Source organism: Streptomyces sp. NPDC001406 (assembly GCF_042895285.1).
Lineage (GTDB): Bacteria > Actinomycetota > Actinomycetes > Streptomycetales > Streptomycetaceae > Streptomyces.
The window spans coordinates 221,644-233,837 of the sequence record NZ_JBIAWG010000008.1 but is presented as its reverse complement, the minus strand read 5'-3'; the positions used below and the strand labels follow the sequence as shown (position 1 = coordinate 233,837).

Below are 12,194 nucleotides of genomic sequence, written 5' to 3'. Positions count from 1 at the left end.
TCAGCCTGGCCGCGCAGGGGTCGGTCCGCCTTGCACGGCTTCGGGGCCGCTGCGTGCGACCCGTGCCAGATCGTGCATCAGCGCGTCCAGCCATGACACGGTCGCGTAGTACAGCCGTGGTGCGCCGGGCGGCTCCGTGGCGAACCCCTTGAAGGCCGGGTCGTTCAGCGGCACGGGCGCGGTGGGGGTGTCGTCCCCGGGGTCCAGCGCTGCCGAGACCAGCAACATACGCCCGCACACCCGGTCCCCCAGGCCGCCGACCAAGTCGGCCGGCGCCGGGCCCATTGCGGTGAGCGGCGGCTCCAACAGCCGCTCCGACCCCCACAGGGTGTGATGGCCGGCCATCAGCGTCGCCTGCCAGTCCATTTTGGGCAGTGCCACGCTCCTGGTCGGTCCGCCGAAGGGTGTCGGCTCGCTCTGGTACTGCGCGTACGCGGACTCCGCGAGGATGACCGCGTGCTGGAGCGACCGGTGGCCGGGCACCCCGGACGGCGCGGCCGCCGCCCCGCCTCCCGCCACCGAGGCACTGGTCGCCACCACGATCTCGGCCGCCCTGCGCAGGAGTTCCGCCGAGGCATTGCACAGCTCGTTGTGGGCCCCGCGCGGCCAGGCCAGCAGACCGAAGACCGCGCCGATCGCGCTGCCGACCAGCACGTCCAGCAGCCGGACCTCCGCCAGCCGCCAGGTCGGCGGCGCCAGCTGGGCGAAGACCAGGGCCACGACCACGGTGAACAGGCCCTGTGCCCAGCCGACTCCTCTGACCGGCCCCACCGTGAAGGCGAACAGCATCCCGATCGGCAGTACGGCGGCATACACCAAGGTGTGGGGCCCCACCAGGTCCAGCAGCCCCGCGGTCACCAGAGCCCCGGCCAAGGTGCCCGCAAGCGCCACCCGGATGGTGCTCCAGGTTTCGTCCATGGTGGTCCGGGTGAGGGTGAGGGTCGCCAGCATGGCCCAGAACCCGTGGGGCAGTGTGTCCACCCCGGACACGAACCTGGCCGCCGTCAGGGCCAGGGAAATGCGAACCGCGTTCTGGAAGAACACCGAGCGGCGCCCGGCATGGCCGCGCAGCCGGTGCCACCACAGGCACGGGGCCCAGGCAGTGGCGTACCAGAAGCGACTCGGCGAGACCTGCACCGCGGCCCGTCGGCCTCGTACCGCCAGATCCGCCGCCGTGGCCATCGTGAGCGCAGCGTCGGCGATCTCCAGCACGGCAGCGTGCCGACGCAGAACTGCGGGCGGGAACTCCGGCGCGGGATCGCTCCCGCCGGTGACCACGGCGGCCGAGGTCATCGTGGGGGCGGCGCCGCCGGACACTGCCGACAGGTGGGCGCGTGCCGTGACCAGTTCTTCGTACGCCACCACGGGCGACGGCCCCGACCTCAGACAGGCCGCGGTGGCCGTGGCCAGCCGCGCCACCGCCTCCAGTACGCCCGTCACGTCTGGTCCGGGACCGACGGCCGGCGCGGCGGGCAACTGCTCCAGGCGGCTGAGCAGGGTGCGGGTGGCCAGCCCGATGTGGGCGAGGGCACGGTCGTGCACTCCCGGTCCGGCGGGACGTTCCGCTTCCGGCACGTTCAGGGACCGCAGCGCCTGCGCGCCGTCGCTCAACGCCCGGATGTCCGCGTCCTCGAGGGCGTACGGAGTCGCGGCGAGCAGTGTCGCGCAGTGCGCGGCGGTCTGCGCGGCCTCGGCGGCTCGCTCCCGGTACGACGGCGGAGCGGGCTCAGGAAGGATCAGCGCCTCGGCGGCGATGAAAAGGGCCAGCCCCGTGGTCGTCCCGATCAGCCGGTCGCCGAGCGAGCCGGGATCGTACGGTGGGAAGGACGGGAGGATGTAGAGGAGCTGCAGGCCTGGTGCCGCCCCCGCCGGACGTGGACCACCCACGGCGGAGAAGGCGAGCGCGAAGCCGACCACGAGCATGCCGACGACGGCGCTCCAGGTCCGTACCGACAGATAGGTGCCGACGACCACCAGCACCCAGCACACCGGCACCAGGCGCAGCGTCAGCGCGGCGCGCTGACGGCCGCTGCCGGGGATCTTGGAGAGTCCGCCCAGCGCAACGGTGGCGAACAGGGCGTAGGTGGCGGCGACGGGTCGATCGAGGCCGTAGCGGAAGAGGTAGAAGGCGACCGAGGCAACCAAGGTCACGCGGAGCGCCCGGCGACCCGAGGACGCGTAGGCCGCCCGGATCCGGCCGACTGGCACACCCCACACCCCTACAGGATCACGTACGACCGGGAACCCGGCACCTTCCCGGCGCCGATCGGGTGGCGCGCCGCCGTTGGCCGGCCCATGGCCCCCGGGACCGTGGGTGGCTCCGGGTTCAGCGCCGGAGCCACCGATGGGGGGTGGGTCGGTGGGATCAGTCCTCGTCAGGGTCGAGGACCCGGCCCTTGAGCTTGACGGGGGTGGCCATGCCCACGCGGAGCTCTCCGTCGGTGTAGCGGCCCGGTGTCGCGCCGTCGACGGCGGTGACCTGGGCCGCGTAGCCGATGCACTCCTGGTTGGTGGACAGGTACGGGTTGTGGGTGAAGGTCAGCATGCGGCCTCCGTCGCCCAGGGTGCCCTGGGTGGTCTTGAGGTTGCCCTTCGCCTGGAGGGTGTTGACATCGTGGTAGGCCCAGGAGAGCCAGCCGGTGAAGGCGAAGCCGGTGGGTGCCTTGAGGGCGAAGTTGATGTCGCCGGGGTTCACCGGGTCGGGGACGGTGCTGAGCACGCCGAAGCTGAGGTGGGCCGGTACACCGCCCGGTGCGTCTTCGACGATGCCCTGCTGGAGGATGTACAGCTGATTCTCGGAGCCCGGCTTGACGGGTGCCTGAGTCTGCGTGGCCATGGTTGCCCTTCTGTGGATGGGTGTTGTCCGCGTGAACGGAACCGCCGGTGGCGGGCTTGTGGCGGGCGCGGCTGCCGTCGGGGTGATGACGGGCGGCGTGAGCTCCGCTGGGCGCCGGGAGCAGGCGTGCGTTCAGTCGCTGCCGGGCATGGGCGGGATGGCGGGGGGTGCGTGCTCCGCCAGAAGCGGGCCGAGGACGACAAGGGCGCCGAGGATGATGTCCTCGTAGAGGTAGAACCCCGCTTCCAAGGGCGGCGGTTCGGATTCGGAGTCCTTGACGCCGGCGCCGGCGTCCGCAGCGGCGTCGTGTCGCGTGTCGTCGTCGGCTTCGCCCTGCGCCGCGGGCATGCCGAGGAGGTCGGTGAGGTCGATGGCGGCGCCCTGGAGGGCCGCGCGGGCGGTGGTGGCCAGCAGGCGAAGGGGGAGGTCCAGGGCGGCGGCGGTGCGCTGTCCGGGGATCATCCTCGCCGCGGTGGGGGCCTCCGCGGTGGCGGCGCCGAGCCACTGCACGGGCAGCGTGCAGGCGGAGACGATCCGTTCGGCGGACATCAGGGGCGGGGGCTCGCCGTCGACCATGAGGTCCTCCCACTCCATGAGGTCGAAGAGGAACTGGCCGCCCTTGTAGAGGGGCCAGGGCCGGACCGTGTCGAGCAGGACACGGGCCCGTTCGGGCTCGCGCCGGCGCAGGGCCACGCCGTGCCGGGCCAGAGTGCACAGGCACTGGCGCAGACAGCTGTTGACCTGGCCGAGGAAGGCGAAGGCCCGGTGGTCGGTCGGGGCCGGCGGGCCGGTGGTGTCGTCGGCCGGCGGGGGTGTGGTCGTGGTGGTCACAGTGGCCTTGAGGTGACGTAGTGGGCGATCTGCCGCAGGACGGCTTTGCCATCGTTCTCGGGGATGATCCGCAGGTCTTCTTCGAAGCGGGCGATGCCTTCGGCGGCGAGCCGGTCGGCGAGGTCGGTGGCGTATTCGATGGAGCCGTGCCGCCGCATGGCGGCGAGGAGTTCCTCGGCGTGCTGCTGGGTCTTGTCGGCGCGGCGTTGCCGCAGGACGTCGAAGAGGCGGGGCCGCTCGTGGGTGTGGGCGGTGCGGAAGAGGTGGATCAGCATCACGGTGCGCTTGCCTTCGAGCAGGTCGCCGAGGGGCTCCTTGCCGTAGAGGGCTTCCTCGCCGACCAGGTTCAGAATGTCGTCCTGGATCTGGAAGGCGATGCCGATGAGACAAAACGCCTCGTCGAACCGGCCGAGTACGGCGGGGTCGGTGACGCCGGCACAGACGGCGCCGATGCGGCAGGGGCTGATGCAGGTGTACCAGCCGGTCTTCTTGGTGCTCATCGTGAAGTAGGCGTCGTCGGCCTCGGGGACGACGTCGTGACGGATCCAGCCCAGCTCCATGGCCTGGCCCTCGATGGACTCCCGGCACATGTGCAGCGCCTCGTGGATGAGCCCGAGCGTGCGCACCAGGCCGAGTGTTTCGAGGTTGGACAGGACGGCGTCGACGGCGAGGAGGTTCAGCCCGTCGCCGACGTTGACCGCCAGGCCCAGGCCGTGTTGCTCGTGCATGGTGGGCAGGCCGCGCCGATGGGTCGACTCGTCGGCGATGTCGTCGTGGACCAGGAAGCCGTTGTGAAACAGCTCCAACGCGGCGGCGGCGCGTACGGCGTCGTTGGGCCGTCCGCCGAAGGCGGCGCAGGCCGCGATGGTCAGGGTGGGCCGCAGACCCTTGCCCTGCCGGGCGGGGTAGGAGCGCATGAGGTCGTACAGCTCGGCGCGCGGTTCCCGGTCCGGCAGCAGCCGCTCGATCTCCTCGTTGGTGCGGGCCCGGCACCGGCGCATGGTCTCCATGAGGTCCGCGTCGCGGACGGTGTCCTCCAGCGACCAGCTCGTACTGGTGCGGCCGTCCCACAGCAGACGCGGAGGCCTGACGGTGGTGTCGCCGATCAGCGCGAGTGGCGCGGGCCCGTCCTCGGGCGAGCGCCGGGCGAGGAAGTCCAGCGCCGTCCAGTCGACCGGCGCGACGGCCGCCTCCACGGCGGCGGGCGCCGCACCGCCCCACAGGCGGGGGGCCTGTTCGCGGTAGGCGCCCCAGAGTTCCTGCATGCTGCGCAGCCCCGCCGCACGCTGGGACAGCAGCGTGAAGGCGCGCCACACCGCGAGGGTGTCCTCCCGGGATCCGCGCACGTCGAGGCTGTCGGGCAGGACCTGGTCGACGGGCGGGCGCTGGAGGTCGAACAGCAAATTCATGGCCCGGTTGTCGAAGACGACCTCGACGTCCGGATCCGGGCACCGGTCCTGGCGTACGACGATACGGCTGTGCCGTGCCGTGAGCGTGGCGTGGCTGTCGTCGTTGAACCGCAGGCCGAGCCGGATGCCGCGCAGTTGGTCGGCCGCGGCGGCGAGAATGGCCGGCGCCCGGTCGGACAGGGCGGCGAGGGTCTCGTCCAGCAGCCGGGCACCGGTGAACGCGGGCACGGTCTCAGTCATGGGCGCCACCGGCGAACTCCACGATGCCCTCGGTGTGAAAGCCGATGGTGTGCCAGCCGACCCGGCCCTCCACCGTGCACGGGCCCAGCGTCTCGTGCACGCTGAACGGGTGCAGGCTGGTCTCGGACGGGTTGGCGATCCGGCCCGCCGTGTGGGAGCGGAAGTCCAGCACCAGACGGTCATCGCCCAGCCGGGCGGTGATCAGCAGCCGACCGGGGACCGTTGCCGTCGGCGGGGTGCCGAGCGTGCCCGCGAGCGGCGGCACCATCACCACCCGGTCGCGGTCCAGGATGCCGCTGACCGCGACCCGCAGGTTGCGGCGCGGGAAGTGACGGATCATACGTCCGTCGCGCCACAGCATGACCGATCCGTTGGCCGCGTCCGCCGGGTACTCGGGCTGGATCAAGGTGAAGACCACCGCGAAGGGCGGGGCGGCGCCGGTGGGGCCGGACGGGTCGTTGACGAAGCCGAACACCCAGCCCCCCAGCGTGGGCCAGGACCACCGGCCGCGCACCCGTTCGTGGTAGCCCAGCAGCTCCGTCTCCGTGGCCGTGCCGTCGCCGTGCCTCAGGGTGCCCGCACCCAGGATGCCGGGCTCCGACTGCCAGCGCAGGTGCTCGTCCTCACCGAAGGGCGCGCACTGCGAGGTGCACGGCCTGCTCGTCCGGGTCAGCCGTACATCGGCCGCCGGTGCCGCCGACCGGGCCGCCAACCGGAACGCGCCGGACGCGCCGTGCGGGTGTGGTAACCGGAAGGCGGACCAGGGAAGTTCGGGCTGGTCGGCGTTGAACTGCGTGGCACTCCAGCCGCGATCCCTCGCGTAGACGAGGAGGATCGCCATGTGCTGGCCCTCGGCCGCCGTGCCGGTACCACTGCGCCGTCCAGTGTCCGGAGCGCCGGGATCCGCGAAAACCGCGCCCGTGGAGGAGCCCAGGACGGACAGGTTGGCGATCAGGGCTTGTCGGCCGCACCGTGACAGGAACGCGTAGTGGAGCCACTTGCGGTCGAGTGGATGGGTGAGGGGGGTGTGCGGGAACGGCCCCGGGGGCCCGAGTCTCGCGAGGATCGGCGTGGACACGTCCCGAAAGCTAACGCAACGTGGCATTGCAATTACAACATGTGACGTTCGAGCGGGTGACCTGGGAGCAAAGAAACGTTCACTTGCATATTCGATGTTTGAAGCGCGAAGAGCCGTCTGTGGCGGACACTCCGCCACAGACGGCTCCGGGTTCTGCGTCGACCTTCTGCTAGTCCTCGTCGTCTCCAAGAACGCTTGCTCTCAGGCGTACTTCCGGCCGGCCCGCGATCAGCGCTCGCCCGTCGGCATACCGGCCCGGCCGGGCATCCGTCCCGGCCCGTACGCCGAGGGTGTACACCAGGGCCGCCGCCGGATTGCCGGGGGTGTTCAGCCAAGGTTCGTCCGTCATGGACAGCGACCTGCCGCCCTCCCGCACGGCTGCCGTCGGCTCCGGAGCGGCGACCACGGAGCCGTCCACGCGGTAGTACGCGCATGTCGCCCGGCCGTCGAAGAAGAGCCCCGTCGGAGCGGTGAAGCGGTGCTCCACGCGCCCGGGGGCCCAGGCGTCCGTGGAGGAGACCCGCACATGGATCAACTCGCTGCCGCCGCGCGGGATTTCCACCCCGACTTCCTGGCGCACCAGCAGCCGAGCGGCCGTCTCCGCGGTGGTGTTCTCCTCCGGTTCCGGCTCGGCGACCTGAGAGGCACCGGGGGCGAGAGGCAGGGCAACGATCCGGTGGTGGAAGTTGTCCGCCACGAGCAGTCGTCCCGCCGGGTCCACGGCCAGACCACACGGATAGGCCAGCGAGATGTCGACTGCCGGGTCCTGCCCCGCAACGGCGCGGGCCACTCCGTCGGCCAGCCGCCAAATGCGGTGTCCGTTCATGTCGGCGACGTGGACGACCCCCTGGGCGTCGACCGCCACGGCGCACGGGGCACTCCAGTCGACTGCGGTGACGTCGGAGTTCCCGCCCGGCGGCCCCGCCAGCACCCGAAGAGTCCCGTCCGTGCCCAGCAACAGCACCCGACGGCCCACCGGGTCGGCAATGTACAGGCGGCCCGACGCGTCGGTCGCCAGACCTGCGGGCAGGAATGCCTCGCCGGCGTCGGCCGCATCTGAACGCCCGTCTGCCGCGACGACCGTGCTGATGGCGCCGTCAACACCGACTCGGCGCACCCTGGGGCTGCCCGCTTCGCCGATGTACAGCGATCCGGCGCCGTCCACCGCCAGGGCGCACGGGGCGTCCAACCGGGCGCGGTCGGCGGGACCGCCGTCGCCGTCGCCGCCGCGGCACCCGTCTCCCGCGACCGTGTCGATGACACCCGAGGGGTCGATCCGGCGGATCCGGTGGTTCATCTCATCGGCGATGAGCACACCCCCGTCCGCGTCGACCGCGAGGGCGGCCGGGAAGCCCAGGCGGGCCCGCACCGCGTCCGCGCCGTCCCCGGCGAAGCCCCGCAGTCCGTCACCGGCGACCGTCGTCAGCACACCGGAACCGTCGATTCGGCGCACCCGGTGGTTGGCATGGTCGGCGATGAAGACGACCCCTCGGCCCACGGCCACATCCGAGGGAAAGGCCAACTGCGCTTGTGCGGCCGACCCCCCGTCGCCCGAGAATCCGGCAGTGCCGTTTCCTGCCACGGTGACCAGTGGATCGTGCTCGTCCGAAGAGCACCGCTCCCGCGTCGGGGCCGCTGCCTTCGCCGTCACGCCGTCACCACCCGGCACCGTCGCAGTGGTGCACGTTCGGCGTCGCTCACCTTCCACGGCCTCGTCACCCGCATGTCGGTCTCCTTTCCGAGCCGTCGCTGCCACCCCCTGAATACCGGCCGGGCCACAACCGCGAGAGCAGCGCACCGAGCGCTCCACCCGCACGGGGGAAGAGCGGTCAACGGGCGCGTGGCTGCTGCGCACTGCATTCCGTGCGCCCGCGTGCCCCAGCTCCACTCGAACAAGTGATGCAGAATCGATCCCTCATTCCAAACGGAGGAACGACGGCATATCGCCCGCAGACCTGGGCTAACCATGGAGGCGGATGACGGCCCGGTGCATCCGTATGCCTGCGCAACACCCCGGCCGTAGCCCCTGGCGGCGTTCCGCGTTCCGTCTGGGGACACCGCTCCCATGGCGTCCCGTGCTCCGTGAACCGGCGCGGCATGCCGTGCCCGCCCCTGCCTGCCCCCGCGGGCCGGACCGGGTGGCCGCGCCAGGGCGTCTCCCTTTCACCGCACGTTCGATCACAGCCCCAGGAGGACCCGGAGATGACCACTGACGTGCAGTCCACGAAGAAGGAAGCCTACAAACGGGGAGAGGAACAGGGGCGTGCCGACGCGCTCGCCGGACGCCCGTACGCCGACCCGCCGCGCGACGGCACACGCGGCGAGAAGGACCACTACGCGAACGGCTACGACTGGGGTTACGAACAGGGCCGTGCGCAGAAGCTGGACCTCGTGGTGTGGCAGGAGGGCGGGGTCGAGGACGCACCCGGTGGCCTCGGCACCACCATCAACATCTGCGTCCGCACACCGAACTGGACCGAGACCGTCGACGCCGGCGAACGGGAGCACGTCTTCACCGCCCCCACCGGATTTCGCTGGAACGGCATGGTGGGCGCCCAGTACAAGCGCATGGACCAGACCACGGGCGGCAGCCTGCCACCCGTCCAGGCCAAGGTGAGCGAGGACGGGCGCACGCTGACCTTCACCTACCACGTGCACCTGAACACGACCGACCAGGACAAGGACTGCATCGTCTACACCTGCGGTCTCGAAGCCGTCGACGGCGCCAAGCCCGGCCGCCACACCGACGGCGTCGCCCAGATCGGCACCGCACCCCCGGCCAAGCTCAAGGCCGAGGTCATCGAGGACGAGGACTGAGAGAGCAGGAGTCAGACACCATGACCACCGTCGTCACTTCCGGCGTCTTCCCGACCACCAGCCCCGCCATCTCCCCGGTCAACGGGCTGGGCACCGCAGACGTCAGGTGGGGCAGCAGCGGCTCCCAGAGCGGGTACCAGTTCCGCGGTGCGGCCGCGGACGTCCAGCTCGACGGCACCGAGTTCGTCGTCGGTACCTTCGTGCACCGCAATCTCCCCACCAGTGTCAGCCCGAGCAAGTTCAACGTCATGCTCACCGTCAACGTCATGTTCGAGGACGGCAGCACGACCGATCTGAACTTCGCCTTCCATCACTACGAGACACCCAACAGCACCGGCAGCAGTCCCGTGGACGACGATCTGGTCGACCTGCAGGAGTTCATCCACCCTCAGCCCGTCACGATCGACGGGAAGCAGTACAAGGCGGTCCTGAGCGGGTTCAAGCGGGGCGGCCAGATCGTCCGGCAGTTCCGCAGCCCCGAGGGCGGAGTCAACTTCGCCGAGGTCGTCTGCATGTTCACCTTCGACGAGCCGGACGTGATCATCTCCGATCTGCGCTACCTGGGCAAGGGCACGGGCCAGCCCGACGAGTACATCGAGATCCTCAACAAGGGCGGCGCGCCCCAGGACCTGACCGGCTGGGTCGTGGAGTCCAAGCCCACGGGGCACACCTACACCTTCCCCCCGGGGACGGTCATCCAGCCCGGCCAGCGCTACCGGGTCTACACCGACGAGGTCCGCCAGGAGTTCGGCGGATTCTCCTTCGGCTCCTGCGAACAGGTCTGGCGTGACGAGGGCGGCATCGGCCGCCTGGTCCACAATGGTTTCGTCGTGGACCAGTACCCCTACCTCGACAAGGGCTTCAACAAGACGGCGGCGCCGTAGCGGTTCCTCACCGGCCCCCGCCGGGGTTCCTGGATGTGTCCGGGCAGCGGGCACATCCAGGGTGCGGTGCGGAAGTTCGCCGAACAACGGTGATGCTGCGCTGACTTGGTGATTTAAAGTGACTCTCACCTGTTTCCGGTGACCTAGGTACTTGTGAGGGACACGCGAGCATGCCGACCGAAACGTTTGAGTTCCAGGTTGAGGCCCGTCAGCTGCTCCAGCTGATGATCCACTCGGTCTACTCGAACAAGGATGTCTTTCTGCGGGAGCTCGTCTCCAACGCCTCCGACGCGCTCGACAAGCTGCGCCTGGCCGCGCTGCGGGACGACAGCCTCGACGCCGACACGTCCGACCTGCACGTCGAGATCGAGATCGATCAGGATGCCCGTACGCTCACCGTCCGGGACAACGGCATCGGGATGTCGTACGACGAGGTCGGGCGGCTCATCGGCACGATCGCCAACTCGGGTACGGCCGCCTTCCTGGAGGAGCTGAAGGAGGCCCAGGACGCGGCTGGGGCCGAGAAACTCATCGGACAGTTCGGCGTCGGCTTCTACTCCGGCTTCATGGTGGCCGACGAGATGACCCTGGTGACCCGGAGGGCCGGGGAGAGCAGCGGCACCCGCTGGACGTCGCGCGGCGAGGGCACCTACACCCTGGAGACCGCCGACGACGCCCCGCAGGGCACGGCCGTCACGCTCCACCTCAAGCCGGCCGACCCCGAGAACCAGCTGCACGACTACACCTCCGTGTGGACGGTCAAGGAGATCGTCAAGCGGTACTCCGACTTCATCACCTGGCCGATCCGGCTCGTTCCGGGGGCCACGGACGGCGAGGGCACGCCCGACCCCGAGACGTTGAACTCGATGAAGGCGCTGTGGGCACGCGCGCGTGACGAGGTGTCCGACGACGAGTACCACGAGCTGTACAAGCACGTCAGCCACGACTGGCGCGACCCGCTGGAGACGATCCGCCTCCAGGCGGAGGGCACCTTCGAATACCAGGCTCTTCTGTTCCTCCCGGCGCACGCACCGCACGACCTGTTCACCCGGGACTTCCGGCGCGGCCTGCAGCTGTACGTCAAGCGCGTACTGATCATGGACGACTGCGAGGCGCTGCTGCCGCCGTACCTCCGCTTCGTCAAGGGCGTCGTCGACGCGCATGACCTCTCGCTGAACGTCTCCCGTGAAATCCTCCAGCAGGACCGGCACATCCGGTTGATCCAGCGTCGGCTGACCAAGAAGGTGCTGTCCTCCGTCAAGGAGATGAAGGCCAATGACGCCGACAAGTACACAACGTTCTGGCGGGAGTTCGGCCCGGTCCTGAAGGAGGGGCTGCTCGGCGACCCGGACAACCGTGACGCACTGCTCGCCGTCGCGTCCTTCGCGAGTACGCACGCGCAGGACGAGGCGACCACGCTCCAGCAGTACGTGGAGCGGATGAAGGACGGCCAGGACGACATCTACTACATGACCGGCGAGTCCCGGCAGAGCATCGAGAACTCCCCGCACATGGAGGCGTTCCGGGCCCGGGGCGTCGAGGTCCTGCTGCTCACCGACCCCGTCGACGAGGTATGGGTCGATGCGGTGGGGGAGTTCGAGGGCAAGGGGCTGCGGTCCGTCGCCAAGGGCGAGATCGATCTCGACGCGCAGGACGGCGAACAGGCCGACGGCGAGCGGGAGAAGCAGGCCGAGGCGTACGCCGGTCTGCTCGGCTGGATGAAGGAGCAGCTGGGGGAGGACGTGAAGGACGTGCGCCTCTCGACGCGGCTCACCGTCTCCCCGGCCTGTGTCGTCTCCGACTCCCACGACCTCACTCCGGCGCTGGAGAACATGTACCGGGCGATGGGCCAGGATGTGCCGACCGCGAAGCGGATCCTGGAGCTGAACCCCGGTCACCTGCTCGTGCAGGGCCTGAACCAGGCGTACAAGGAGCGCGAGGATCACGCCGAACTCGTGGAAACCGCCGTGCTGTTGCACGGTCTGGCACTGCTCGCGGAGGGCGGCCAGCCGAAGGAGCCCGCCCGTTTCGTGAAGCTGGTGGCTGAGCGAATGGAGCGCACGCTCTAGCGGGGTGGTCCCCGGGCACCTGGAAAGAGG

9 protein-coding genes are annotated in these 12,194 nt (G+C 70.3%); 3 read left to right on the top strand and 6 right to left on the bottom strand.

Annotated features, from left to right (window positions below):
- The 6 genes from ACFY1J_RS21340 to ACFY1J_RS21315 form a co-directional block, all read right to left on the bottom strand.
- On the bottom strand, positions 1-2,151 hold the full coding sequence (locus ACFY1J_RS21340; RefSeq protein WP_390707937.1) for an FUSC family protein: 2,151 nt from the start codon (positions 2,149-2,151) through the stop codon (positions 1-3).
- Positions 2,152-2,365: 214 nt separating this feature from the next.
- On the bottom strand, positions 2,366-2,836 hold the full coding sequence (locus tag ACFY1J_RS21335) for a hypothetical protein (protein WP_390731667.1): 471 nt from the start codon (positions 2,834-2,836) through the stop codon (positions 2,366-2,368).
- 132 nt (positions 2,837-2,968) lie between these two features.
- Positions 2,969-3,667 (bottom strand): hypothetical protein, encoded by a 699-nt coding sequence (locus tag ACFY1J_RS21330; RefSeq protein ID WP_390707935.1) that lies wholly within the window; start codon positions 3,665-3,667, stop codon positions 2,969-2,971.
- Entirely contained in the window at positions 3,664-5,316 is a 1,653-nt protein-coding gene (locus ACFY1J_RS21325; protein WP_390731666.1) for a polyprenyl synthetase family protein, read from the bottom strand. The genes ACFY1J_RS21330 and ACFY1J_RS21325 overlap by 4 nt, the downstream gene beginning before the upstream one ends.
- Positions 5,309-6,394, bottom strand: a complete 1,086-nt coding sequence (locus tag ACFY1J_RS21320) for a hypothetical protein (protein ID WP_390707933.1) — start codon at positions 6,392-6,394, stop codon at positions 5,309-5,311. The genes ACFY1J_RS21325 and ACFY1J_RS21320 overlap by 8 nt, the downstream gene beginning before the upstream one ends.
- Positions 6,395-6,563: 169 nt before the next feature.
- Positions 6,564-7,892, bottom strand: a complete 1,329-nt coding sequence (locus tag ACFY1J_RS21315) for a serine/threonine protein kinase (protein WP_390707932.1) — start codon at positions 7,890-7,892, stop codon at positions 6,564-6,566.
- Between the two features lie 704 nt (positions 7,893-8,596).
- Between ACFY1J_RS21315 and ACFY1J_RS21310 the strand changes: the two genes are divergently transcribed.
- The 3 genes from ACFY1J_RS21310 (at position 8,597) to htpG (ending at position 12,164) form a co-directional block, all read left to right on the top strand.
- On the top strand, positions 8,597-9,211 hold the full coding sequence (locus tag ACFY1J_RS21310; RefSeq protein WP_390707931.1) for a hypothetical protein: 615 nt from the start codon (positions 8,597-8,599) through the stop codon (positions 9,209-9,211).
- A gap of 20 nt (positions 9,212-9,231) precedes the next feature.
- Positions 9,232-10,095 carry a choice-of-anchor K domain-containing protein gene (locus ACFY1J_RS21305; protein WP_390707930.1) on the top strand — a complete coding sequence of 288 codons (864 nt, stop codon included), beginning with the start codon at positions 9,232-9,234 and terminating at the stop codon, positions 10,093-10,095.
- A gap of 170 nt (positions 10,096-10,265) precedes the next feature.
- Positions 10,266-12,164: a molecular chaperone HtpG gene (gene htpG, locus ACFY1J_RS21300; protein WP_390707929.1), complete on the top strand. Its 1,899-nt coding sequence runs from the start codon at positions 10,266-10,268 to the stop codon at positions 12,162-12,164.
- Positions 12,165-12,194 lie beyond the last annotated feature (30 nt).

Excerpts from the sequence above, each read along its gene's own strand:
- ACFY1J_RS21305 (WP_390707930.1), top strand. The coding sequence starts at position 9,232 with ATGACCACCGTCGTCACTTCCGGCGTCTTCCCGACCACCAGCCCCGCC.
- ACFY1J_RS21310 (WP_390707931.1), top strand. The coding sequence starts at position 8,597 with ATGACCACTGACGTGCAGTCCACGAAGAAGGAAGCCTACAAACGGGGA.
- htpG (WP_390707929.1), top strand. The coding sequence starts at position 10,266 with ATGCCGACCGAAACGTTTGAGTTCCAGGTTGAGGCCCGTCAGCTGCTC.
- ACFY1J_RS21335 (WP_390731667.1), bottom strand. The coding sequence starts at position 2,836 with ATGGCCACGCAGACTCAGGCACCCGTCAAGCCGGGCTCCGAGAATCAG.
- ACFY1J_RS21325 (WP_390731666.1), bottom strand. The coding sequence starts at position 5,316 with ATGACTGAGACCGTGCCCGCGTTCACCGGTGCCCGGCTGCTGGACGAG.